This window comes from Myxococcus sp. CA056 (assembly GCF_013336715.1).
Lineage (GTDB): Bacteria > Myxococcota > Myxococcia > Myxococcales > Myxococcaceae > Myxococcus > Myxococcus llanfairpwllgwyngyllgogerychwyrndrobwllllantysiliogogogochensis.
Window position 1 is genome coordinate 329583 of the sequence record NZ_JABUMT010000004.1, and the last position, 24079, is coordinate 353661.

The following is a 24079-nucleotide window of genomic DNA, read 5'->3' on the forward strand; positions in this document are numbered from 1 at the left end:
GTTCTCCCCTCGACTGCGGGACTGTGTCCTTCCCAAGTCCCGGGGAGGGGCGCGTCCTGCATCGCATGGTTGGAGTCACCGGGGTGTTAAGTAATGTTGAGCGCTGTGCCAGGGGGTGGAGCCGTCAACGCACCCGACGACGCCCGGTGCGGCGCTCACACCCACCTCACTCCCGCGGAACGTAAGCCAGGCCGTCAGGGGCTTCAGCGAAACCCATGGGGGTTGAACAGGGGCTGTCTGTTCTGCTGGCAGTCGATGGTCTGCTGGATGAGGTTCGGATGGCGGAACGGGAGCAGGTTCATGCCCGGCGCGGCGAGTCCATCCGCCTCCAACTTGCTCTGGAGGAACTTGAGGCTCTCCTTGGAGGTGACTTGCGACTGGCAGGACTCGTCCAGGTAGACCTTGGGGTCGGGAAGGTAGTGGCCGGAGGCGGAGTCCGCCTGGGTGACCTGGCCTCCTTTCGCCAGCAGCATGCCCGCCGCATACACGTCGCCCCCTGACGCCAGATAGCTGTGGGGCACGGCGTTGTTCGTGGTGGCATCCGTCCCCGTGTAGGAGATGGCCACCCGCCCATCCTTCGCGCGGTGGGAATAGGCGTAGTAGCCGTCCTGGGCCAGGTCGTTCGGGCCCGACAGGAAGCTCACCCCGGGAATCTCGGTCGGGTCTTCGGGATAGCTCCACCTCCCCGTGGCGAATGCATTCAGCCAATCCTTCCAGACGCCATGATTGGACCAGGTCTTCGGCGCAACGGGGGCGTCGGCCATATCGCACGTGGGAAGAGGCATGGGCAGGAAGCTGTCCATGAGGCCGGGGACCTTGCACACGTCCTGCCGCAGGCCGGTCATGTTCGTCAGCGCGTTCGACGGGCCACTGGGGCCCATGGGGAGCGGCATCGCATTCGCCTTGGGCAGGACGTTCTGCACCGCGCTCTGGGCCGCGAGGAACAGGGTGCCGTACTTCAACAGCTTCCACGCGAGCCCACCCCAGCCCCCCGATTCCTGCTGCGTGTCCTCGTCATCAAGGTCCTCCTGCGGCCCCACCGGGTAGTCCGTCCCCTCCCGGGCATTCAGCTGCTGGGTCAGCAGGTCCGCGGCGTCTTCGTAGTACTCGAACTCCTGGTCCTCCCCCATGGCCGCGAGCTGCTGCTTCATCTCGGGCCAGTAGCGGTCGGGAATGCCTTTGTCCCAGAGGAACTCCTCCACCGTCTTCCAGGCCTCGTCGACGCTCTCCGTGACGTCACCACTGGTGATGCGCATGCGCTGGACGACGGGGGCCCGTGGTGGGCCGCGCTGCAGCGCCGCCACCCTGGGGCTCGTGTTCAGCAATTGCTGGTAGCCGGACACGCGCTGGACCGGAGGGCTCTGATTGGCGCGTTGCTGGCATTGCGCGAGCCCCCGCTCCGCGCTCGTGTGGACTCCCTCCCCGCTCACGGTGCGCGAGGGATGGGCCATGCCGTGCATCTCAGAGGGGGCTGCATAGGCCGTCGCGCGCATGGGCTCAGCTCCTGTGGGCTGTCCCAAGAATAGACGCGGGGCTCGCCTCGGAAACAGTTGCTGGCGAGTCCTCCCACTCGAAGGGACTCCCCGCGTCGGGCCCCCTACCCGTGGAGTCGAGAGAGATGGGGATGGATGTGATGCGGAAAGCCCTGTCATGGAAAGCCGCTACAGCGCGGGCGCGCGCCGCGTGGATGGGATTCAAGGCGCTGTCCGGGGATGTCGGGTCGTCAACGGTGCAGCCACGCCATGTCACTGGGTTGAGAGGATATGGTGCTCAAGGGTTGTCTGGAATTCGTGATGGGATTGCCCTGGATGGCGGGGTGTCTGTTTTGTGGAGTGCGTTGTGATAGTCCTTGGGCGCGCCAATCCAGGCGTGACCGGCGTACCGGGAGGTTGCACATGGAACATTCGAACCGTGATGAAATCCTTGCGCAGACCCTGATGGAGATGCAGAGCGCGGAGCCCGAGGGCTTCGAGAGCTCCGGACTGAACCCCTGCAACCTGAGCGACTCCAACGCCGAGCACACCATCGGCATGTGGTCGATCTGGACCACCGAGCAGAACAACTAGTCGCACCGCGCGACTTCGCGGGCACCTGCCCCAGGCGCTGGTGGTGGCCTGGGGCAGGCGTAAAGGCCGGGCGGGACGTCTGGCGCGGTGTTCATGCGCAAGGCCCCGAGCTTCAAACCATGGGCAATCTCAACCTGCTGCCGCAGCACATCCGGGGAGTCGCGAGATGAGCAAAGTGGACGAGCGAGTCTGGGCCGGCATCGATGTCCTGCTTGATGATTACGCGCGCCTCATGCCGGAGGACCAGGTCCTCGTGGCCTACACGCCCGAGAGTCGCGAGTCCGCCGCGTGGATTGCCACCGTCTTGCGGATGCGTGGGATGGAGGCCGCCTTGTTGGGGATGCGGCCCAAGCCCTTCCCGGACGAGACCTTCCCTCAGCGCCTGGACGCGGCGTTGCCGCCTGCCGAGAGCCTCAAGGGCAAGCTGGTCATCATCACCGTCGAGCGCGACTCGATGTCGCACATGATGACCTTCCGCAACGCCCTGGCGCGCTACGATTTGGACAAGTGGCTGGCGGTGCGCATCATCAACGCCTCCCAGGACTTCTTCCTCAAGGCGCTGAACGTCAGGTCTGGGATGTTGTCGGAGCTCAACGCGGGCTTGCTGGACCGGTTCATGAAGGCGCGTGAGCTGAAGGTGAAGACTCCATCGGGAACGGACCTGCGCATCGGGCTCGACTCGGAGCGGTACCGGTGGATCAGCAACCGGGGCGTGTGGCGTCCTGGGAGCTTCGTCATCCTGCCCGCGGGAGAGGTGGCCACCTTTCCGGGCACCGTGGACGGTGTCCTGGTCGCCGACGGGGCCTTCAACATCAATGCCTTGACGCAGGTCGATGCGCGTCTGGCGAAGAATCCCATCCGCATCCGGATTCAGGACGGCCATGCCGTCGACTACGAGTGTGACAGCCCCGAAGTGAGCCGCCTGGTGGAGGCGGTCTTCGCCCAGCCCAACTCCAGACGGGTGGGGGAGGTGGGGTTCGGGACGAACGGAGGGCTGGGGGAGTTCATCTCCATGAACTCTCACATCAACGAACGTCATCCGGGCGTGCACCTGGGTTTTGGCCAGCACAACCAGAGCATCCATGTCCTGGACTACTACTCGCCCATCCACATGGACCTCATCTCCCCGGGAGGGCAGGTGTGGGTGGATGACGACCAGGTGCCGTTGGACCTGCTGAATCTCAAACCCTCGCAGGTGCCTCACCCCAAGCTGGTCTTCAACGAGGACATCGACGGGAACTGCTGCGGGTTGACCGGCGACGAGGAGATGCGGGAGGTGTGTCCGCTGCCGGATCGCCTGAAGGCCTCCACGCGGACCCAGCGGGCGGGATGAGCCCGGGCCCTCCGCCCGGTCTCTGGCGCAACGCCACCTTCCTGCGGCTGTGGGCGGCGCAGACCGTCACGTTGACGGGCTCGGCGGTGACCAAGGTGGCGCTGCCGCTCGTCGCGGTGACCATCCTGAACCTCACGCCCCAGCAGATGGGGTTGCTGATGGCCGTGGAGATTGCGCCGACCCTGCTGCTGCGGCTCCCCGCCGCGGCGTGGGCCGATGCGAGCTCGCGTCAGGTGCCCGTCCTGGTGGCGTGCAGCATGACGAGCAGCCTGCTCATCGCCTCCATTCCGTTGCTCTGGTGGATGGGCCTGTTGAGCTTCGGGTTGCTCCTGGGGATGGCTTTCTGTCTGACCTCGGTGAGCGCCATCGGCGGGATGTTCGCCGCGCCCATCCTCCCCGCTGTGGTGGGGGATGGGCAGTTGGTGGAGGCCAATGGCCGGTTCAGCGTGACGCGCAACCTGGCGGACGTCTCGGGGCGCAGCCTGGGGGGCCTGCTCGTCTCCGTGCTCTCGGCGCCCGTGGCGCTGCTCGTGGACGCGGCCTCCTTCGCGGTGGCCGCGCTGCTGACCGTGGCCGTGCGGGTCCCCCGCAAGCCGCAGCATGTCCCGGCGAGGAACACGGCGAGCCTGAAGGGGCTCACCCTGGGATTCTCGCTGCTGCTCCAGCGGCCCTTCCTGGGCCTGGGGCTCGTCATCGTCGGGTATCTCTGCCTGGCCAATGGCGTGGTCTCCGCGCTGCTGGTCCTCTTCATGTCCGGGGACCTGGGCATGTCGCCGTCGCTCATCGGCCCCATCGTCGGGGTGGGCTCCGTGGGGGGCATCGTCGCCAGCCTTCTCGTGGGGACCTTCCACCGGCGCCTGGGAGCGCAGTGGACCGTGGCGGTGGCCGTGGCCCTGCTCACTGGCTCGTTCGCGCTGCTGCCGCTGGCCCGGCCTGGGGCGCTGGGACTGGTGGCGTGCCTGAACTACGAGTTGATGGGCAGCTTCGGCGCCTCGCTCCTGCTCATCACGCTCTTCGCGGAGGTCCCCCGACAGGTGCCCTCCAACGCGCTCGCCCGGGTCATGGCCGTCATCAGCCTGATGCCCGAGGTCTCGACGATGCTGGGCGCGCTCCTGGGCGGAACGCTGGGGACGTCGCTGGGCATCCCCCGGGCCTTCGCGGTGAGCTTCGCCTTTGCCCTGCTATCGGGGACCGCGCTGGCGCTGGGGCTCGCGTGGCGCCGTCGCCTGTTGCTCAAGCGCCAGGCCATGGTGGGAGGTTAGGACCCTGACGGCTCAAACGTACACGCTGGACAATGGGCTCACCGTCGTCTTCGAGCGACGAGACACCGCACGCGCTGTCGCCTTCCAGGTCTGGGTCCGGGCCGGCAGCGCGGACGAGCGGCCCGACCAACTGGGCCTGGCCCACCTGCATGAGCACATGCTCTTCAAGGGGACATCGCGTCGGGCACCCGGGGATATCGCTCGCACGGTGGAGGCCCATGGTGGGCAGATCAACGCCTGGACGAGCTACGACCAGACCGTCTTCCATGTCGTCATCGCCAGTCGGTTCGCCCGGCTGGGGCTGGACATCCTCTCGGACGCGGTGCGTGGCTCCTCGTTCGACGCGGGAGAGCTGGCGCGAGAAATCGAGGTGGTGTGCGAGGAGATCAAACGCAACGAGGACCTCCCCGCGCGGCGGGCCTCGCGGCAGTTGTTCGCCGCCGCCTACCCCCAGCATCCCTACGGACGCCCCGTGATTGGCACGGCCGCGAGCGTGCGCGACTTCACCCGGGAGCGGGTGCTCGAGTTCTACGCGCGGCACTACACCCCGCGAAACCTGGTGCTCAGTCTCGCGGGCGACTTCGACGAGTCGCGGCTGCGCGAATGGGTGGACGAACTCCTTGGCGGTGACTGGGGGCAGCACCACTCGGGGCCGCTGCGGCGTCCCGCCGAGCCGGAGCGCACCGCGCCGCGGATATGTCTGCGAGAAGATGGCGCGAAGGAGGCATGGCTGCATCTGGGCTTCTCCATCCCGGACGTCGCGCATCCGGACGTGCCGGCGCTGGACGTGCTGGCGCTGCTGACGGGGCAGGGAGAGCGCTCGCGGGTCATCCGGGAATGCAAACGCAGACAGGGCCTCGTCAGGGCGCTGGAGTCCTCGTCCTATACTCCCTTGGACCCCGGGCTCTTCTCCCTCCGGTTCACGCTCGCGCCGAACCAGGTCGCGGAGGCGGTGGAGGAGGAGCTGCGGGTGCTGGCCCGGCTGCGCGCGGAGCCGGTGCCCGCCGAGGAGCTGGCGATGTTGCAGGCCCACTTCGAGGCGCGGGCCGTGCAACAGCGCGAGGAGGTGCAGGAGCTGGCGCGGCGGCTGGGCTACTACCAGTTCATGCTGGGCGGCCTGGAGGCGGAGGCGCGCTACCACGAGGCCATCGCTCGGCTCACTCCGGAGCGATTGCACGAGGTGGCGGAGCGCTACCTGCGCCTCGACCGGGCTGTCCTTACGGGGCTGCTCCCCCAGGGCTGCGACTTCTCCACCGAAAGGGCGGAGGCGATGTTGATGCACGCCGCGCACGACGGTGTGTCACGGGGGCGCGCGCCAGCCTCGGTGCGTGGAGGGCCCGCGCCGCTGCCTCGGCTCGTGAGGCGCAAGACGACCGAGACGGCTCGAGGGCTGGTGGAGTCGCGACTGCCTTCGGGGGCACGGGTGTTGGTGCTGGAGTCGCGCGCGGTGCCGCTCGTCGCGATGCGAGCCTGCTTCGCGGGCGGCGTGCGTTACGAGACCGCGGAGACCAACGGGCTCACCACGTTGCTGGGTCGCTGCCTCACGCGTGGCACGGCCACTCGCGACGCACAGGAGATTATGCGGCGGGTCACCGCCATGGCGGGCTCGCTCCAGGGGGCCCATGGACGCAACCTGGTGGAGCTTCGCGGCGAGTTCCTGTCACGCCACTTCCAGCCCGCGTTTCGTCTCTTCGCGGACTGCCTGCGCGCCCCGCTGTTCTCCGAGAGTGAGGTGGCTCGCGAACGCGGGAACTTGTCCAGGGAGCTGGGCGCTCGCGATGGCAAGCCCGAGGGCCGGGTGTTCGATGTCCTCGCGAGCACGCTCTACCGCACGCATCCCTACCGGTTGCCGGTGTCAGGGGAGAGCCGTGCGGTGGCGCGACTGGGCCCCGAGTCGCTGCGCGCCTGGCACGCGGCCTACATGAACCCCGCGCAGATGGTGCTGAGCGTGGTGGGGGACGTGCGCGCGGAGGAGGTGCTGGAGCGGGCGCATGAGCTGTTCGGCGACGCCTCGGGCGCGCTGGCCGCACCGCCCCCTGTGGCGCCGGAGCCGCTTCCGGAGTCGCCTCGCGAGCACAGGCAGGTGCTCGCGCGCTCCTTGACCCATCTGGCGCTGGGCTTCCAGGGGGCACGGGTGACCGATTCGTGGCGCCACGCCTTGAAGGTGCTCAGCACGCTGCTCGCGGGGCAGGGCGGGCGATTGTTCCGCGAGCTGCGTGACAAACGCGCCATGGCCTACAGCGTGAACAGCTACAGCATGGAAGGCGTGGACCCTGGCTACCTCGCCATCTACATGGGGACGAGCCCGGAGAAGGTGACAGCGGCGCTGGTGGCCATCCGCTCCGAGCTGGAGCGGGTGAGGGACGAACGGGTGAGCGAAGAGGAACTGGAGCGGGCGCGCCAGCACCTCATCGGCACGCATGAGCTGGGGCTGCAGCGCAACGCCGCTCGTGCGGCGATGCTGGCGATGGATGGGTGTCTCGGGGTCGGACAGGAGAACTTCCAGCACTACGCGCAGCGGGTCTCCGAGGTGACGGCCGACCACGTGCGTGACGTGGCCCGGCGGGTCATCGACTTCGAACGCAGCGCCCTGGCGGTCGTCGGTCCCTGACGGGGGAAGGCCCTCGCGGCTCCATCTCCATCATTGCGTGAGCATGAGCAGCGTGGCGCCGGCTTCCACCCGCGCCCACGGCTGGACGTTCTGCTCCACCGTGGGAAAGGGGCGCCCCGGCTCGGCGACGAAGAGCACCTTGGGGAAGACATTCACCAGCGTCTCCTGACCCTTCCCGTCTCCATCCGAGAAGAACACCGAGAACCAGGGCATGGAGGTCATCGCGTCGTAATAGGTGCGCTTCGCGGGCGGCGGCATGAACCAGTCCAGGGGCAGCTCCACCTCGATGGCCTCCGGGGAGGTCCACCGAATCGTCGGCGGTGGCGTGTCCTTTTTCTTGGGAGGCTTGAACCACGTGGCCACGGGCACCCCCAACGCGTTGCGCGCGACCCCCAGCTCCACCGGTCGATTCTCCATGCGCTTGGTGGTGCCCCACTCCGACCATCGCAGCTCGAGGTGGTCCGCCGCGAGGATGGCCTTGGGACTGGCATCTGCGGCAACGACTGTCTTGTCATCCTTCAGCCGGACACTGACCACCATCAGGTCGCCCCGGCGACGCAGGCTCACCGTCAGGTCCGCATCCTCGAGTCCCTTCCAGTTCTTCTGGCCCCAGGTGACCTTTCCCGGAGTCGGAAGCACCGTCGACTCCAGGTCCGTCACCACCTGCGCCGGGCCTTCCCACCGGGTCTCATTCCCCTCGGGGTCCTGTTCCTCCGAGGTCGGCGCCGTGTAGTTGTAGGTCTGGGCGCGCTGGGTCAGCAGGTCCATGCGGTTCGAACTGGAATATGTCGTCACGTGGCTCGCCACGAGCAACGGGCCGTTCCGGTCGAAGCGCAGCGACACCGATGACGAACTTCTCATCCCGGTTCGTGGCAGCAGCAGGAACGGCTTGCCCGTGTTTGACGCTTCCGGGGTGGGGGACGGGCAGCCCAGTTCGACGTCCAATCCCACGCCTGTGTTCATCGCGAAGCGCTCTCCGCTGGCCAGCCCCACCAGCGTGACCGGAGCTCCATCCCCGCGCCTCGTTTCGTCGCTTTTCACCAGGGAATAGCAGACCACCTCGTCCTCGCGCCCATCACCGTCGAGGTCCACCTGGTATCGCGTCAGGACCTTTGGCTGCTCCTCCTTCGCTCGCGCGTCGAACCAGCTCGAGAAGGCGGCAGGCGCAGGCTCGGCGCGTGCGGCGGCGGGTGGCACGGAGTGAAGGGTGACAAGCACGGGCAGCCACGGGGCGAAGGCCATGACCCCTCACTGAACCCCGGGGGATACACGCATGCAAGGGCAGACCTCGACGCCGAGGGCACCTGGATGAAATCGCCGCCGTGTCGATCTCCCGGAAGGCCGTTCGTCGCGAGGGTAGAGGCAGCGCCCCCGGGGCGGTCCAGGAGCCTTGCCACCAAACCTGAAGTGACACCGAGGAGGACTACGCCATGGGAACGGGAACGACGCTGAACGCAGAGGTCACTGGAGCGGGCCAGGACACGAAGTCGTTTGCTCGCCACCTGCCAACGGTTGCGCGGGTCCTGTTGGGGCTCCTCTTCTTCGTCTTCGGGCTGAACGGCTTCCTGAACTTCATCCCGCCGCCTTCCGAGCCCATTCCCGAAGGCGCCATGGCGCTCAGCATGGCGTTCATGAAGTCGGGTTACATGATGCCGCTCATCAAGGGCACCGAGGTGCTCGTGGGCTTGCTGCTGCTGACGAACCGCTTCGTGCCGCTGGCGCTGGCCCTCCTCGCGCCCGTCGTCGTCAACATCGTCGCATTCCATGCCTTCCTCGCCCCGACCGGCATCGGGATGACCGTCGTCGTCCTGGCCCTCCACCTCTATCTGGCCTGGGCATACCGGGCGACCTACCGCTCCATGCTCGTCGCGCGGGCGGTGCCCGGCGCGAAGTGAGCGTTGCGGCGCGGGGAGCCACTCACCCCTATGCCGCGGAGACGCTGGTGTAACCACCATCCACGGTGAGCACGCTCCCCATCATGTAGCGAGAGGACTCCGAGGCGAGCAGCAACAGGGGCCCATCCAGCTCCTCGAAGTGGCCGGTGCGTCGCTGGGGGATGCGCTCCACCATGGTTGCGAAGTGCCTCCCCAGTCCGTGCGAGGCTCCCGTGATGAAACCCACCTTGCCCGCGATATCGAAGTGTCCCACTGCCAGTCACTCCTCTTTCCAGACATCACGAGTTGGTTGAAACCGTGGGGGCTCGCGGTTCGTGTCCCGGTGTCTGCCATCAGAGGTTGAACGGATGGCACTGCCCCCGCGCAAGGGAAGCCGCGGAGGCAGTAGAGGTGGAAGGGTTTCACAATCAGGCCGCCGCACTGTTCCCTTCACGGCCTCGCTGTGGAGGATAAGGCCTCGCGCACATTTCGCGCCTCGGTGACTGTCATCACCCCGGTGTGCTGACGGAGGAGGGACTCCCAGGTGGCTTCACGCCCACCCGGGAGTCTGCCCTTTCCTCGTCAGGGCGCCCTGTCGAAGTGGGCCTCCAACTTCACGTCTGCGTAGGCCGGGCGGGCCACGAGCATGAGGTAGTAATAGCCTCCGGTCGCGGGTGAGGCGATTTCCACCGTCTCGTCATTGCCCGGGAGGTAGGGCCGGTAGTCGTACACAGTCGTCGTGGGCCACGTGCCGGCGCGGGCGTACAGGTCCGCGTTGCCGGTACCGCCGCTTGCCTTGAGGCGCAGGTTGCTCGCTCCGGGGGGCACGTAGAGATAGAAGTAGTGCACGCTGCCGGTGGAGGCGAGCGGGCCCCGATAGCAGCCGTTGTCCAGTCCCATGGGGTTGGAAGCCGTGCAGGGCGGGGTGGGGCCGGGTCCGGAGCCGGGTGGGATGCAGATGCTCGGGTCCGTGGCCGTCGCGACGCAGTCGATCCACTCGTGGAACTCCACGTCGTTCGCCGTGCCCAATGCGTCCAGGGACTGGCGATAGGTGCTGTAGTTGCCCGCGCGGAACTGTTCGACGAAGGTGTCCACCTGGTCTGAGTGGCGCTCGAACATGAAGCGCGTCGCCAGATAGCCCCACGAGTACACGCGGTCGGTGCTGCTGTTGTAGTCATTGCGGAGGATCTGGCTGAGCTGGAAGGTCTTGCCCCGGCCCAGCGCCACCGCGCTGGCATTGTCGTTTTTCTTGGAGATGTACTCAGCCAGGCCTTCGATCCACCAGACGGTGGGCTGGCTGATGCTCGTGGTGAAGTCGCCCTTCATGTTGAAGCGGCCGTCCAGGTAGTGGATGTATTCGTGCCGCAGGTTCCAGATTTCAAAGGCGGGCCGCAGCCACTCCGCCTCGTAGGCGATGAAGCGGGCCTGATTGCCGGAGGCGGCGGGGTTTCCCTCCAGGTACATGCCGCCATTGTTGGTGTTGATGCCGAACAACACGCCGCCGTACGTCTGGTAGTCGAACCGACTGTCGAAGACGACCATCTCCAGGGACGTGTTGTTGTCGCTCGCCACGGGCACGCGGTGGGTCTTCAGCGTGTCGTGGAAGGAGGACTCCTGCGTGGCGACCTGGTCACAGCTCTGCGTGAGCTGTGGGGCCGTCATGTCCTGCACGCGCATGCGCAGCGTGGGGCCACACGTATGGGTGATGCCGAGCACCGTCTGCTCCAGCGTCCGCCGGAAGTCGCAGACACCGTAGTAGGCGCAGTTGGCTCCATCGTAGAACTCGACCATCTCCGCCGAGCCCACCCAGAGGCCCGCGGTGGGGCCCGTCATCGAGTGGTTGTCGATGACCGCCTTCACCAGGGGGCGCGTCTTGTTCTGGAGGGTTCCGGAGTGCTGGACGAAGCGAGCCATCTCTCGCGCCGCGTTGACGGTGAGGTACTGGTTGGACGTGGCCAGCAGGTGCTCGGTGCGGGTGATGAAGGAGTCGAGCGAGTCGATGAGGGACATGTCCGCCCGCACGGCCGCGACGAAGTCCGTGTTGAATTGCCCCCGGTAGATGCCGTTGAAGACGCTGTTGGTGGCGCCGCGCATGTATGTGGAGGCCACGGTGGTGTCATTGAAGCGGTCCAGCAGGCCCCGGAGGGTGCCCATGTGCCAGGCGGTCTCTCCCGCGCTGTCGATGAGGGTGACGAACTCCTGCAGCACCGCGCCGTGCGCGTCGTTGTTGTCCGTGAAGTGGCTGTTGGCGACGAAGGCCGCGAGCGCCGGGCGGATGGCGTTGCGCAGCGTGGTGCCGTAGCTGCCCACCGAGCCCGACTGGTAGAACTGCACGTAGTAGCCGGCGCGCAGGAACAGGATGAGCTGGAGCGTCTGGGCGGTGTTGTTGCCCACGTACTGTTGGGCGTTGACCGTGAGCGCATTGGCGACGGTGACCATCTTGCTCTCGGCGAAGACCTGGCCGGCCTGCGTTCCCGTGACACCGAACAGCGTGTTGAGACACTCCGCCGTGGAGCCCTTCACCAGCGTGACGAGCCCGGTGCCACTGGCCGATGCGAAGGCCGCCGTGTCACAGGCGACCAGCAGGGCCCGCGAAAGTGCGACAGGAATATGCTCCCGGTGCAGTTCCTCGGGGGAGACATCCGGCTCACGCTGGTCGGGCCGGATGCGTTGATGGGTGTGTTCCAGCCCGTGGGACTTCCAGGAAGACTCGGCGGGCGGGGGACTCCTCGGGCGGGCGAGTGCCCCCGTCGAGAAGAGGGTGAGCGTGACAGCGAAGGCGATGGGACTGCGATACCAATCCGTGACAGGACAGCGCATGGACTCATGCTCCTGGGTGATAGGGCCTGCTGCGCGGAGTCAGCCGTTCCGGCCGACTCGGGTCGTGCTGGTGAAGTCGCGATAAAGTAGTATTAGCAGTCAGGCCTGACAGTGGGGCGGGCTGCCGCGGGCCGGGTCCGGGAGGGCGCGCTCCGATGGGCGCCCACGCTGGTCCCAGGGCGCGGAACCGAGGACGCCGTCCTCTCCAGGGGCTACTTCACTGAGAGTCCAGGTCGACCTTGTCGTTTCCCTGAGCTTTCGCGATGATGGATGCAGGGAAAGCCTGATTTCGTGGAGGGTGCGTCATGTCCGAGGAAAGACACACACGAGATATCGAAAACAAGCTCGACCACCACACCGCGGGTGGCACGGAAGGCGGGAAGTGTCTGAATCGACACGAGTCCCGCAAGCCGAACAACTCCTGCAGCCACATCTGGCAGGCCACGAAGAAGGCCCAGAGTGACGACGGGCTGTATAACTGGCCTCGCTACAAGGACATGCCGGGCACAATCCAGGTCTTCTTCCAGGGGCGCGAGGCGGAAGCCGGCAAGCCCCAGAAGGGAGATTGGGACGTCAAGGCCGGGAACTTCGACACCCACTGCGACGTGCCCTACTTCCACGAGGCGCATCACGTCATCCCGAATTCGACCCTGAGCACCACCATCAGCGACTACCTGGGCAACCCGGATGAAGGGGGCTCGCCGGAGCTGGTCACGGTGGTCCGGGGTGGGCTGCTCACCGCGGGCTACAATCTCAACCATATGGACAACATGATCATGCTCCCCCTCGACGCGACCGTCGCGCGGGTCATGCGCCTGCCCCGACACCGGACGCTGCCCAAGATGTATCACGGTGTCTACAGTGATCATGTCAAGAGCGAGCTGAAGGCGATGCTCGCCGACAACCTCGAGGACCTGGTCGATCACGAGGCCCCCAAGTACAAGGACTTCAAGGACAAGCTCATTGCCCTGTCCAATCGCCTCTATGGGTCCATCAAGCAGGCCGGCGAGGACGGGGTGGACGCGCTCGACCATATGGCGAAGGAACTTTTCAAGCAGCAGAGCGCCAGTTGAGACACGGTGGTGCTCACCCCGGAGGGAAGTGAATGAAGTATTTCCTGTTGTCGACGGTCGGAGACCTCAACGACCGCGATCTTTGCCTGATTGATGATCCTCCCAAGGGGATTGGCCTGCGCCGTTTCCTGATGACCAAGGGCCGGCCAGCCAAGGCTTTCTACCCCGCGGAGGCCAAGATCTTCCTGCGCGAAGAGAACCCAGGCATCAAGCTCTCTTCCGTGCTGGGGAACACGGAGAACTACCTCATCGCCTCATCCGAGGTGAAGACGGTGTTCGAGCAGCTCTGCGCGGGCTGCGATATCGAATATCTCCCCTTCGACTTGTATGACCACCGCGAGCGGCTCTACAGCAAGGATTACTTCATCATCAATCCCATCGGTGCGCTGGACTGTCTCGACGAGCAGGCCAGTGGCGTTACCTATGGTGAAGAAGGGAGTGTCATCGACATCGCGGAGTTCGTGCTGGATGACAAGAAGGTGGGGCAGGCCGCCGCGCTGTTCCGGATCGACAAGAAGCCCAGCAAATATGTCGTGGATGAGCGCTTCGTCCAGGCCGTCGAGGCGCGGGGGTTCACCAACGTCCTGCTGACACCGCTCCGCTTGTCGGGACAGGGCTGACGGCCCGGGGGCGGCCTGGGAGGCATGCGTGGTGCTCTCGATTACAGGACTGGGAATGGTCACCAGCGTGGGGCTGGACGTCGTCCAGGCCTGCGCGTCGCTCCGGGCGGGCCTCACGCGGCCCCGGCAACTCGTCTACTTCCCCGTCCTCGACGAGGAGAGTCAGGAGCGCGTGCCGGTGATGGGCCATCCCATCCAAGGCTTCACCGACGGGTTCGGGCCCGTGGGCAGGTGGATTCGACTCGCGCGAGGAGGGGTGGACGACCTGCTGTCGCTCGGGCAGGTGCCGGGTCGCGAGGACTCGGACTTCTGGCGGCGGACGGGACTCATCTGGGTGGGGCCTGTCTTGGATGAGTCCCGCTTCATGGAGGCACGCCAGCTGAGGCCCGACGTGTTGACGAGTACCTTCTGCCTGCAACTGAAGAAGGCCCTGGAGCTTCCGCTCGTCAGCGACTGTCACGCCATCCACCAGGGACACGCGGGCATGGCGGCGGCGCTCCAGTATGCCTCGCGGCAGCTGTCCCGCTCCGCCGTCGAGCGCTTCCTCATCGTGGCCATGGACTCCTATCTGGACATGCTCAGCCTGGAGTGGCTGCAGTCTCACCGGAGGTTGAAGTCTCCAGACGCGCCCGTCGGCTTGATGCCGGGCGAGGCCGCGGCATGCATCCTGGTGGAGTCCCCCCTGTCCGCGCGCAGGAGGGGCATCACGCCCCAGGCCTCCGTGAGCGCCGTCTCGGTGGGACAGGAGCACGACCCGTTCGTGACCCAGCGGCCGAGGGTCGGGCAGGTGCTGGCGGACACCATCGTCGACGTGCTCACGAAGGCGCCGGGGCCCACGGGCGCCTTCCAGGGAGACATCATCAGCGACCTCAATGGCGAGGTCTGGCGGGCCTCGGAATGGGGCCACGCACGCGTGAGGCTCGGCGACCAATTGGATGAGTCTCATCGCCTGGTCATCTCCGGCACCTCCCTGGGGGATACCGGCGCCGCGAGTGGTGCCGTGGCCCTCTGCGTGGCGGTCCGGTCATTTCTTCGCAAGTACGCGTCCAGTTCCCGAAGCCTGGTGGTATCCAGCTCGGAGCATGGCTGGGTCGGTGCATTCGTCGTCAGCGCGGAGGCCTGAGCCGCATGTCTTCCAAGTTCCTCCAGGTGTTTGTCAGCAATGCCCGGTCCGACAACGCGGAGTTGTTGAAGGCCCTGGATGCGAAGGCGAGTCTTCAGCAGGTCTTGACCTTCTGCGAGAACTATCGGATTCGCGGGATTGGTCGCTTCCTCCTCTACGGTGATGCGGAGGCGCTGCATGCGTGCCTCTACAAGAGTGGCCGCGCCTACCTGTCGCTCATGGAGAAGGTGCCAGAGTCCCAGTGGGTGACGAGCCGCTCGGCGCCGTTCTTCGACGCCCTGGCCGCTCAGGACCTCGATGGCGCCCGGGAGATTGCCAGACGCGCCAGACGCACCTGGCAACAAGGGATGGAGTACAAAGAGGACTTTCTCTACGTCCATTTCCTGATGAGTCGTTTCTTCCTCGGGGAGACGGATGCGCGGTTGGTGGAACTCCTGGCGGATTACGAGCAGGTGCTGCAGGGCTCGGAGGACCTCCGCCTCCCGCTCTGCCACGCCCTCCTGAAGGGAGATGGGGAAGAAGTGGCGCGGGGATTGGAGACGTTCCTTGTCGCGGAGCGGGCCCGTCAGGACCGCCTCCTGCAGCGGGAGAAGATCTCCGAGGAGCGCTGGGCCACGGTCGCGCAGGTGTCGGTCGAGGGACTGGCGTTGATGACGCTGGCTGAACATGCGGGGCTGCCCCTGGTGGGCGAGTTTCCATTCGTGCCCTCCCTGGCGCGTGCGAGTGGCAGGCCGCGGCTGCCAGTGGATTCGTGGCGCAGCCTCGATTGAGCGCCGTCCGTGGAGGGGTATTCCTCGCGCGAAAGCATCTCCACCGGAGCCGACGGGCCCGGAGACGACACGGGCCCGTCCGCGCTCCACTCGCTCTAGAAGCAATCCCCACAGGCGTAGTCGCCCGTGGGTCCCGCGTCGTAGAACTCCGTGCCCGACTGACAATACAGATGCAGGACGTTGTAGTGCCCGGGCCCGCCGTAGTTGCAGGGAGGCGCGTGGGCCGCCAGTCGCTTGCAGGCCCAGAGATAGACATCCGTGTAACCCGTGGGACAGCTCGGCGCGAGCGACTGCTCCTGTGAGGAATCAGCGGGTGCTGACTCCTCCGCCGCCACGCCACCGCAGCCCATCACCAGACTCGCCACCAGGAACGAGACACCCCTCAAAGGCACTCTTCGCACGTGACCTCCCGGAGAAGCATTCATGTCTGTACGGCGCCAGCATGATAGCGAATTCCGCGAAGAACATCCGACGGCGAGGAACGCCGCTGAGGGGCGTGTGTAGGCGCGGAGGTGATGAGGAGTGCCACTGATGGAGCTGTCGGAGCTGAGTGGCAGGCCGGGCGGAGGGACTGCTCCGCCCGGCGGCGAGTCAGACGGCTAGCAGTTCTGGACGCACGCCGAAACGCTCGAGGACGGGCGGCTCGTCGCGCTGCTCCCGCAGACGTACTGCTCGGTGCCGCACTCCTGGCGGTACTTCTGGGTGCCAGCCTGGTACTGCTTGCAGGCCCAGAACTTCCATCGGTACGTGCCGCCAGTGCAGGCGGGGTCCGAGTAACCACCCGCGCCCCAGTCACGACAATTGTTCTGGAACGTGCCCATGGCACACGCCCGTTGCTCCACGTCATCCACGACGACTTCTGCTTCTCGCGGCTCGGTCTCCGCGCCGCCGCAAGCGCTCACGCATGCCACCACCGCCCCCAGGAACAACGAACGCACGAAGTGCTTCGACATGGTTCGACTCCATCGGTTGTGTGTCAGCTCGCCGTCCACCGGGTGTCTGCCCTGGCGAAGCCAGTCGCGTCCGGCGAGTGGGCGCCTTATCCCAGACGTCTTCATCCGCCAGGGATTAAGCGGAATTAAGTCCGATTAAGGCCCGGTCCGCCGCGGGTCTCCGCGCCGCCGCGGGTGACAGGGCTTCACGCGTCGCTGCTGACCGTTCCCGGCCGAAGTGCTATCCGCCGGGTGTGTCCTTCGAGCGAATGACGTCGTCCCGGCTGGCCCGGGCCATGGGGGTGACGCGGGTGGCGCGCGTCACCGGGCTGGACCGCACGGGTGTGGAGGTGGCGTGCGCGGTGCGCCCGGGCGGGCACGTGCTCCAGGTGTGCAACGGCAAGGGGCTCACCCCGGACGAGGCCGCGTGGGGCGCGCTGTTCGAGACCGCGGAGCTGTGGGCGGCGGAGACGGTGGTGCCAGGGCGGCTCACCTGGGGTTCTCGCGCCGAACTGGAGGGCCGGCTCGGGACGCTGTGGGGCGCGGACTCGCTGGGCTCGGCCGGTGCGCTCGTGGAACCCCGCCTGTGGGCAGACGGGGTGCGGTGTGCGTGGCGCGAGGCGACGGAGCTGGGCTCGGGCCAGGCGGTCTGGGTGCCCGCCCAAGGTGTCCATGTGACGCCCCCGGGAGGCCCCTCGCTGGGGCCGGTGGCGGCGGCATGGACGAGCAACGGCTCCGGCGCGCATCCGGAGGCGGCGCGAGCGCTGCTGCACGCGCTGCTGGAGGCCACTGAAAGAGATCAGCTCGCTCGGGTGTTTCCGGAGGGGTGGACCGAGGAGACCGTGCGGGGACGCATGCTGCGGACGGCGGAGCTGGAGAAGGCCGTGCCTCGGACGGCGGCGCTGGCCGAGCGTCTGAGGGAGCGTGGCTTCGCGGTGTACCTGTTCGATGCCACGCCATCCGCGCGCACGCCGGGCGCGGTGGGCCTGCCCGTGGGCGCGGCGGTCCTGGTGGACCAGGAGGACGGGCCCGTGCCGCTCACGGCGGGATATGCGTGCGCACTGGAGCGTGACACCGCGCTGTTGAAGGCCTTGCTGGAGGCGGCGCAGTCGCGCCTGACGGACATCCACGGCGCGCGCGAGGACGTGGCGTCGGTGGACCGACAGGCGGCTCGGGACTTCGCGGAGGCCTGCGCGGGAGTGCGCGCGCGGCGACGGGCCGGAGAGCTGCCGGACCTGGGCGCGGTGGCCAGGGGGCCGGCCGACGTGGCCGTGCGGCGGGTGCTGACGCGGTTGAAGCGCGCGGGGTTTGCTCGCGTGGCCTCGGTGGAGCTGGACGCGCCCGTGCCCGGCTTGCACGTGCGGCGGGTGGTGGTGCCGGGCATGCTCATCTCGGAGCTCCTATGAAGCGGCGCGCGGAGGAACTGGTGGTCTTCCTGGGGCCCTCGCTGCCCGCGGAGGAGGCGCGGAAGCTGGCCCCCTGTGTGGTGTTGCCCCCGGCCCGACAGGGCGATGTGTGGCGCGCGCTCGGTGCCAGGCCCCGTGCGATAGCGCTGGTGGATGGCGTCTTCGAGGCGCAGCCGTCGGTGTGGCACCACGAGCTGCTGGCCGCGCTGGAGGCAGGGGTGGCCGTCTTCGGCGGCTCCAGCATGGGCGCGCTGCGCGCGGTGGAGCTGGCGCCCCATGGCATGGTGGGCGTCGGGCGCATCTTCGAGTGGTATCGCGACGGCGTGATTTCCGACGACGCGGAGGTGGCGCTGCTGCACGCGGACTCGGAGCACGGCTGGAGGCCGCTCACCGTGCCGCTCGTCAACGTCCGGCATGTCGCGGAGCGGGCTCGGGAAGCGGGCGTGCTGAATGCGCGCCTGGCCCGGGGCCTGGTGGACGTGGCGAGCGCGTTCTTCTACCAGGAGCGCACGTGGTCCCGGTTGATGGAGCGCGCGCGGGAAGGGTGGTCGGAGGCCACGCGGGACGCCTGGGAGCGCTGGTTCTCGAAGGGCGTGGAGGACTTGAAGCGACAGGACGCGCGCGCCTGCATCCTGGCCGCCGCGCAGTGGGTGGCCTCGCGAGCACCCTCCGTGCCGGGGACCCGGCGGTCTCCCTCGTCCCTGGTGCGGCGGCGACGCCTGGTGGAGGACGTGACCCGGCTCCCCGACGCCGTCGTGCCCTCGGGGCAGGTGCTGGAGGTGCTGAGTCAGGCCCCCGACGCGCGGGCGCTGGCGGAGGCGGGGCTGCGACGGGCGCTGCTCGCGGGTTGGGCCCGGACGATGGGGCTGTCACCCACGGCCGACGAGGTGGCGGAGGCGGAGGCCGGGTGGTGGCGCGAGCGTGCGGTGCCGGTGCGCAAGCGCGACGCGTGGCTGGTCTCGAATGGCCTGGATGCGGAGGGGCTGCGGGCGCTGTGCGAGGAGCTGGCGCTGGAGCGGCTGGTCCTGACGCAGTCGACGCGGCTGCTTCCGGATGGCCCGTCCTGGGAGGAGGCGCTGGCCTCCGAGTCCCGGCTGCGCGGGCGCTGGGCGGAGGCCGCGCTCACGGTGGCCGCGAGCGACGAGGTGGACGCGCTCGAGCACGACTCGGACTGAGCGGGGAGGATGGCCCGGAGCCAACGGGTGACGTTGGGTTCCCCGCGCCGGAGCCTACCCACCTGCCGGGTGGGAAAAATCGTGACAGTCCCTGAAGAAAGGCTAGGGTCAACCCTGGAGGTTACCCTTGCTCAACCCCGTTCCCTGGGTGGTCACCGAGCCCCTCGTTCCGCGGGGTGCCGCGCGCATTGAGGCGTGGGCGTCCGCGGGCTCTGGCGCGCATGGGCTGGGGAGTTTCGAGGAAGGCGGGTCTTCGCGGGAGGGGTCGTCGCCGTGAGGTCTCCGCCGTTCCATCCGGACCAGCTCTCGCCGGGCAGTGTGGTGGGGCCCTGGAATGTGGTGGCCTCGCTGGGTGCGGGAGGCTTCGGCCGTGTGTTCAAGGTCGAGCGGGGAGGGCGCTTCTACACGATGAAGATGGCGCTGCGTCCCGCCGGGCCCCAGGTGTCCGAGGAGGAGGACGTCAACGGTCGGCTGTCGCACGAGGTGGCCACGCTGCTGGCCTGCGCGCCCCATCCGAACCTGCCCCGCGTCCACGCGGTGGACCGCTGGCCGGAGCCGCCCGAGGGCTACCTGTTCTTCGTCACCGACTTCATCGACGGAGAGACCTTCCATGAGTGGCGCTGGCGGGTGAAGCCGTCGGCGGCGCACCTCTTGTCCGTGTTCACGGAGGTGGTGCGCGCGGTGTCGGACCTGCATCGGCGCGGGTTGCACCACCGCGACGTGAAGGGCGACAACCTGCTCATCCGCCGCGAGGACGAGCGCCCGTTCCTCATCGACCTGGGCACGGTGCGGATGCCGGGCGCGACGACGCTGACGGTGGGCGTGGCGCCGGCCTCGCCGCACCTCTTGCCGCCCGAGTGCGTGGCCTTCCTGCGTGAGGGCCAGTGGGAGCAGGGCGCGCGGTTCGACGCGGGAATCCCCGGCGACCTCTATGCGCTGGGCGCGCTCCTGTACGAGTCGCTGACGGATGGCTACGCGTTCGACCCGAGGCTCCCGTACGACCGGCTCTTGCCGGCCATCGAGACGGTGACGCCCCGGGCTCCGCATGTCGTCAATCCCAAGGTGCCTCCCGCGCTGGGAGACATCGCGCTGCGGTTGTTGGCCAAGCGCCCCGAGGAGCGCTACGCGGGCACGGAGGCGCTGTTGCAGGCGCTCTGGGAGGTCGCGAAGGAGAAGCGACAGCCGGCGTGGAAGGTGTCGCTGGACCGACCTCCGGACCCTGAGTCTCCTCGTGACGTGGAGGCCGACACGCCTCGGGTGCGCATGGTGCCCGAGTTGGTGCGCTCGTCGGAGTCCCACCCGCACACGCCGGAGCCCGAGGAGTCGCGGCCACCTGACGAGTCCGTCGCCGAAGCGCTCCTGGTCGCGCCTCTCGTCGAGGACCCGGTTTCCGCGGGCTCGGAAGTTGTCGCCCCGGTGGAGTCACCGCGGGCCGAGCGGACTCCGGCGCGAAGGTCGCGCGGCTGGACGATAGGAGTCGGAGTCGTCGCGCTCCTCGTCATCTGCTTCGCGGCGGTGGGCCTCGCCCGCCGCGAGCCCTCCCCGAGTTCCATGCAGGCGGTCGTCCCCCCTCCACCCCCTGCTGAGAAAGGAAGTTCCGTCGTGACGAGTCGTCCCCCTCACACCCCTGTTACAGCCGCTTCTTCGTCGCCGCCTCGCGTTGTCGCGGTGACTCCCGAGGCTCCCTTGCAGGCGCCCGTCCTGAAGGTCGAGCGCGCCGTGGAGGCCACCCCTGAGGTGTCACCCTCCGCGAGGAAGCGCTCATCCGTGAGCAGCACCCTGGGAAAGACAGCGGCGGTCGCATGCCTCGCGGGAGCTTGTGCCGGGGGGGCGCCTCAGGTCCGGACGACGTCTCCGGAGCAGGAATGCTCGCAGTCGACCATCGAGGTCATGACGAAGATGGGCTGGAAGCTACCCAGCGTGGTGACCGACGGGAGACTCTGGCTCATCCCTCGCTTCGATGGGCGACGGCTGATACCGGTCCCGCCAGAAGGGCCCATCACCGCCTACGCCGCGGAGAAGCCCATCCTGGGCTATGGCGGCGTTGTCGACGATGCCGGAGATCCCATCGCCTTTCCCGTGGGCACCCGGTTCCAGGGCACTCTCTTCCATGGGAAGGAGCGCTACTTCGGTTGGTTCACGGAGGCCGAACTCCCCGATGGCAGGCGCGTCCCCTTGTGCCTCCAGCTCACCTGGCACGGCCGTAAGGAATTGGGCATCCCCTACGACCCGTCGAGTACCCCGGAGCTGAAGCTGACGGAGCCCCAGTTGACGGTCACCGCGACGAGATACCTGGGAAGGTTGTGATTTGCCTGCCGCGTCTTCAGTCCTCGTGGTCGCGTGGGGAATGATGGTCGCCCTGGGGGGGGAGTTGGCCCCCGTGCGTCGAATCGAAGTGGGAGCGGAGCCGCGTGTGCCTGCCCCCGAGATTCGCATCGCTCCGGGGCGCTCCACGACGTTCTTCTTCGACGCGCGCATCCTGCCGGACGAACTCTCCTTGGAGGGGCGTGAGCGCTTCCAGCGACTGGGAATCTCCGATGACCACCTCGCGCTCGTTCCGTCGAGTGCGCTCCGGGAGGGTGAGCGGCTGCGCCTGGGGCTGCGTTTTCGGGACGGCGCGGCGCCGGAGCAGGTGACGTTCGTGCTGGTGGTGGATGCGGTGCTGGGTGAACCCCAGGTGGAGGTCTATCGCCGTGCTCGTTCGGTGGAGTCCTACCGGCAGGAGGTGGAGGAGCTGAAGGGTCGTCTGTCGCTGGCCCGGCTTGAGTTGGACAGGCTTCAGTTGGAGGGTCGGTCGTCGGGAGGGGTCGAGTCGCTCGTGGCGGCGCTGGAGAACCCCGAGGAGATCGCAGTCAGGCCTCTGACTCCCACGAAGGTGGTGGCCCATCCCGAGGTCAGTGTCTCGCAATCACGGTTCGTGACGCATCAGATGCGCTGGCGGGCGATTCGCGTGGATTTGCGAGCGCTGACAGGGGGCACGGGATGGGTGGCGACAGGGGCCTCGCTCACGGATGCGCGTGGGCGAAGCCACAAGGTCCTAGCCCACTGGCAGACGGCTCCCTTGCGTGAGGATGTGGCGCAGGCCTTGGTGGTCCGCGTGGACCACACCACCGACCTGGATCCGGGTCACTATGTGCTCAAGCTGTGGGACGCGAAGGGGCGCACGGTGACGCTGGAAGGGCTTTCGTTGAAGTGACTGCCCCGAGGCATTCTCAGTCGAGGAAGCGGCGCTCCCATCGAAGCTGCTCCTCGGGTGGGAAGTCTGGGTCGTAGAGCGTGTCCGAGTCGCGGTGGTAGAGCCACGGCTCCAGGATGCGGGCGAGTTCGCGATAGGCCGGTAGTGTCGCACCTCGTGTCGAGTCCCCCGCCTCGGGCCACGTTCCCAGGGAGACGACGGCACGCTCGCCATCCAACTCCAGTACCTGGGTTCCAGATGTCGAAAGTCGCGCGCGGAGTTTGCTTGCACCTCCGAGCGCGCTCAGCAGAGGTTGTCCCAAGAACGTCAGCCAGTGTGCCCCGCGTACCCGCGAGCCGATGTCCTGGCTGACGGAGTCGTCGATGATCTCCATACCGGGATAGCTGAAAGCCAGCTCACGCACGCGTTGGCGAACACCAATGAGGTCCATCAGGGCGTTGAAGCAGAGGCTCGCGTAGCCGGAGGTGAACGGGAGCGACGCGGCGATTTCCAACGCCAGCTCACGGACACTCTCGGGACCCTGCTGTTCGAGATACTCCGTTGGCAGGCTGAAGGTAGCGACGCAGGACCGACCGATGGAATCACCTCTCGTGGTGACGTCCATCGGGACTCCTGAGTAACTGAAGGAGAACTCGGGAACGCCCTTGGAATCACTGATGAGGGTGACCTGGGGCCATTCGTCCTGAAGAAGGCTGCGCTGGATGTGCTCCCAGTCCGAGGGCTTCAGGGTCCTCCAATATCCTTCCGAGTCGGGCTGGAGGGTCAGCGTCTGTGGGGGCAGTGCTCGCTGGAAGCGCTCCAGCGCTTGAAGGATGGCGGGCCCGAGCCCTTCATGAGCGCGGTGGAAATAGAAGCAGAAGGTGAGTCCGTCGCGGAGGACGAGGTAGCCCTGCTCGTCCGACTCAATGCGAAGGTGAGGGAAGTGCTCGCTCATGGGAACATGCCTCTGGGCGTCACCAGTACGGGAGTCGTACCAAACGTCATTCGGTACGCGTCGCCCTGGTGCCGGGCCCGGAGTGGATTGCCTGGCGGCGACTGTCTCCATACGGGGGGATTGGTGTCGGGGCAGGGGAACTTGAAATCGTAGACCCGCTGGACCTGAACCGGGTTGCCTGTGTGGAGGATGAGGTCGGGCACCACCGTTCCTTCCAGGGCCTTGCTCGCACCCGCGCGCAGGAGGTCCAGTTCTTTTTGATGGGTGACCAGCTCCGGCTCTTGGGAACGAGTCCCTCTCCGGTAGCGCTGCTCACGCAGGAAGCGGGCGGGAAGGCTCTGTCCGAGAGCTGCTTCGGCACAGTCGAGCGCGAGTGCGTGCTTCTTGCGTCCCAGCATCATCGCGCCCGTGACGGGATTCTCCTTCGTCCCGCCCACGACCTTCTCACAGTCGGCACGGGTCGGGCTCCGCCCTCCAAACTCCTCGCGGTTCACCTCGGCGTCAGCCCTCCTCGCGCAGTCGATGAGGCGTTCGCGGATCCCTGTCTCGACGAGAGTCTCGATTTCCATCCACGATTTACCCGCCGCGGATACCTGCGCGGCCCGTACGGCGAGCGGAACGATGCGCTCCTGCCCCGCCGTCGCGGCGCAGTAGGCGGGGTTCTGCTCGCAGGCGGACGTCGCCGAGTCGAGGGCCTGGGCATAGGTGCCGGACCGTCCCTGCCTGGCTGGCCCGGAGGCTCCGCATCCCAGCATGAGGAGCAGCCATGGGACCGTCGTACCCGGACGCAGCATTCGGAGACCCCTCCCGTACCGGCTTCGCATGCTACCTGGAGGCGGGGCCCACACGTCGGGCCTTGAGCCTCGCTGCCCTCCGTGTAGGGT

The 24079-nt window shown here is 67.4% G+C and carries 21 protein-coding genes; 13 read left to right on the plus strand and 8 right to left on the minus strand.

Going from position 1 to position 24079, the window contains the following annotated elements; genetic code table 11:
• Positions 1-203: 203 nt before the first annotated feature.
• Positions 204-1493, minus strand: coding sequence for a hypothetical protein (locus tag HUA76_RS19720; protein WP_174461780.1), 1290 nt, complete (start codon positions 1491-1493; stop codon positions 204-206).
• Positions 1494-1895: 402 nt separating this feature from the next.
• Between HUA76_RS19720 and HUA76_RS19725 the strand changes: the two genes are divergently transcribed.
• The 4 genes from HUA76_RS19725 to HUA76_RS19740 all read left to right on the plus strand — a co-directional run bounded on the left by HUA76_RS19725 (position 1896) and on the right by HUA76_RS19740 (position 7272).
• Entirely contained in the window at positions 1896-2066 is a 171-nt protein-coding gene (locus tag HUA76_RS19725; RefSeq protein ID WP_174457234.1) for a hypothetical protein, read from the plus strand.
• Between the two features lie 166 nt (positions 2067-2232).
• A complete protein-coding gene (locus HUA76_RS19730) occupies positions 2233-3399 on the plus strand; it encodes an aminopeptidase (protein ID WP_174457233.1) in 1167 nt (388 codons plus the stop codon).
• Positions 3396-4661 carry an MFS transporter gene (locus tag HUA76_RS19735; protein WP_174461781.1) on the plus strand — a complete coding sequence of 422 codons (1266 nt, stop codon included), beginning with the start codon at positions 3396-3398 and terminating at the stop codon, positions 4659-4661. The genes HUA76_RS19730 and HUA76_RS19735 overlap by 4 nt, the downstream gene beginning before the upstream one ends.
• A gap of 4 nt (positions 4662-4665) precedes the next feature.
• On the plus strand, positions 4666-7272 hold the full coding sequence (locus tag HUA76_RS19740) for a pitrilysin family protein (RefSeq protein ID WP_174457297.1): 2607 nt from the start codon (positions 4666-4668) through the stop codon (positions 7270-7272).
• 30 nt (positions 7273-7302) lie between these two features.
• On the opposite strand, the gene HUA76_RS19745 is transcribed toward HUA76_RS19740, so the two are convergent.
• Positions 7303-8514: a hypothetical protein gene (locus tag HUA76_RS19745; RefSeq protein ID WP_174461782.1), complete on the minus strand. Its 1212-nt coding sequence runs from the start codon at positions 8512-8514 to the stop codon at positions 7303-7305.
• Between the two features lie 188 nt (positions 8515-8702).
• On the opposite strand from HUA76_RS19745, the gene HUA76_RS19750 reads away from it, so the two are divergent.
• Positions 8703-9167 carry a DoxX family membrane protein gene (locus tag HUA76_RS19750; RefSeq protein WP_174461783.1) on the plus strand — a complete coding sequence of 155 codons (465 nt, stop codon included), beginning with the start codon at positions 8703-8705 and terminating at the stop codon, positions 9165-9167.
• A gap of 28 nt (positions 9168-9195) precedes the next feature.
• On the opposite strand, the gene HUA76_RS19755 is transcribed toward HUA76_RS19750, so the two are convergent.
• Both HUA76_RS19755 and HUA76_RS19760 read right to left on the minus strand, forming a co-directional pair.
• Complete coding sequence (locus HUA76_RS19755) at positions 9196-9420, minus strand: SDR family oxidoreductase (protein WP_371823502.1); 225 nt, start codon at positions 9418-9420, stop codon at positions 9196-9198.
• Positions 9421-9728: 308 nt separating this feature from the next.
• Positions 9729-11966, minus strand: coding sequence for a M9 family metallopeptidase (locus HUA76_RS19760; protein WP_174461784.1), 2238 nt, complete (start codon positions 11964-11966; stop codon positions 9729-9731).
• 305 nt (positions 11967-12271) lie between these two features.
• Between HUA76_RS19760 and HUA76_RS19765 the strand changes: the two genes are divergently transcribed.
• From HUA76_RS19765 to HUA76_RS19780, 4 genes are read left to right on the plus strand one after another with little or no spacing between them, the layout of a single operon-like run.
• Complete coding sequence (locus HUA76_RS19765) at positions 12272-13039, plus strand: AHH domain-containing protein (RefSeq protein WP_174461785.1); 768 nt, start codon at positions 12272-12274, stop codon at positions 13037-13039.
• 32 nt (positions 13040-13071) lie between these two features.
• Positions 13072-13659 carry an imm11 family protein gene (locus HUA76_RS19770; protein ID WP_141648388.1) on the plus strand — a complete coding sequence of 196 codons (588 nt, stop codon included), beginning with the start codon at positions 13072-13074 and terminating at the stop codon, positions 13657-13659.
• A 28-nt stretch (positions 13660-13687) separates the two neighbouring features.
• On the plus strand, positions 13688-14782 hold the full coding sequence (locus HUA76_RS19775) for a hypothetical protein (RefSeq protein WP_174461786.1): 1095 nt from the start codon (positions 13688-13690) through the stop codon (positions 14780-14782).
• Positions 14783-14787: 5 nt separating this feature from the next.
• Positions 14788-15552 carry an Imm49 family immunity protein gene (locus tag HUA76_RS19780; protein WP_174457225.1) on the plus strand — a complete coding sequence of 255 codons (765 nt, stop codon included), beginning with the start codon at positions 14788-14790 and terminating at the stop codon, positions 15550-15552.
• Positions 15553-15647: 95 nt separating this feature from the next.
• On the opposite strand, the gene HUA76_RS19785 is transcribed toward HUA76_RS19780, so the two are convergent.
• Both HUA76_RS19785 and HUA76_RS19790 read right to left on the minus strand, forming a co-directional pair.
• Complete coding sequence (locus tag HUA76_RS19785; protein ID WP_246137682.1) at positions 15648-15953, minus strand: hypothetical protein; 306 nt, start codon at positions 15951-15953, stop codon at positions 15648-15650.
• Between the two features lie 198 nt (positions 15954-16151).
• Positions 16152-16505 (minus strand): hypothetical protein, encoded by a 354-nt coding sequence (locus tag HUA76_RS19790; RefSeq protein WP_174457224.1) that lies wholly within the window; start codon positions 16503-16505, stop codon positions 16152-16154.
• 275 nt (positions 16506-16780) lie between these two features.
• On the opposite strand from HUA76_RS19790, the gene HUA76_RS19795 reads away from it, so the two are divergent.
• From HUA76_RS19795 to HUA76_RS19810, 4 genes are all read left to right on the plus strand, one after another.
• Positions 16781-17890, plus strand: coding sequence for a YcaO-like family protein (locus HUA76_RS19795; RefSeq protein ID WP_174457296.1), 1110 nt, complete (start codon positions 16781-16783; stop codon positions 17888-17890).
• Entirely contained in the window at positions 17887-19065 is a 1179-nt protein-coding gene (locus HUA76_RS19800) for a TfuA-like protein (RefSeq protein WP_141647577.1), read from the plus strand. Before HUA76_RS19795 ends, HUA76_RS19800 begins: the two co-directional genes overlap by 4 nt.
• A 273-nt stretch (positions 19066-19338) precedes the next feature.
• Positions 19339-21372, plus strand: coding sequence for a protein kinase (locus HUA76_RS19805; RefSeq protein WP_174457223.1), 2034 nt, complete (start codon positions 19339-19341; stop codon positions 21370-21372).
• Positions 21373-21445: 73 nt separating this feature from the next.
• Positions 21446-22261, plus strand: a complete 816-nt coding sequence (locus tag HUA76_RS19810) for a DUF2381 family protein (RefSeq protein ID WP_174461787.1) — start codon at positions 21446-21448, stop codon at positions 22259-22261.
• Positions 22262-22277: 16 nt separating this feature from the next.
• Here the strand turns inward: HUA76_RS19810 and HUA76_RS19815 are convergent, their stop codons facing one another.
• Complete coding sequence (locus HUA76_RS19815) at positions 22278-23195, minus strand: type VI immunity family protein (RefSeq protein ID WP_174457221.1); 918 nt, start codon at positions 23193-23195, stop codon at positions 22278-22280.
• Positions 23192-23989 carry a hypothetical protein gene (locus HUA76_RS19820; RefSeq protein WP_174461788.1) on the minus strand — a complete coding sequence of 266 codons (798 nt, stop codon included), beginning with the start codon at positions 23987-23989 and terminating at the stop codon, positions 23192-23194. The genes HUA76_RS19815 and HUA76_RS19820 overlap by 4 nt, the downstream gene beginning before the upstream one ends.
• Positions 23990-24079 lie beyond the last annotated feature (90 nt).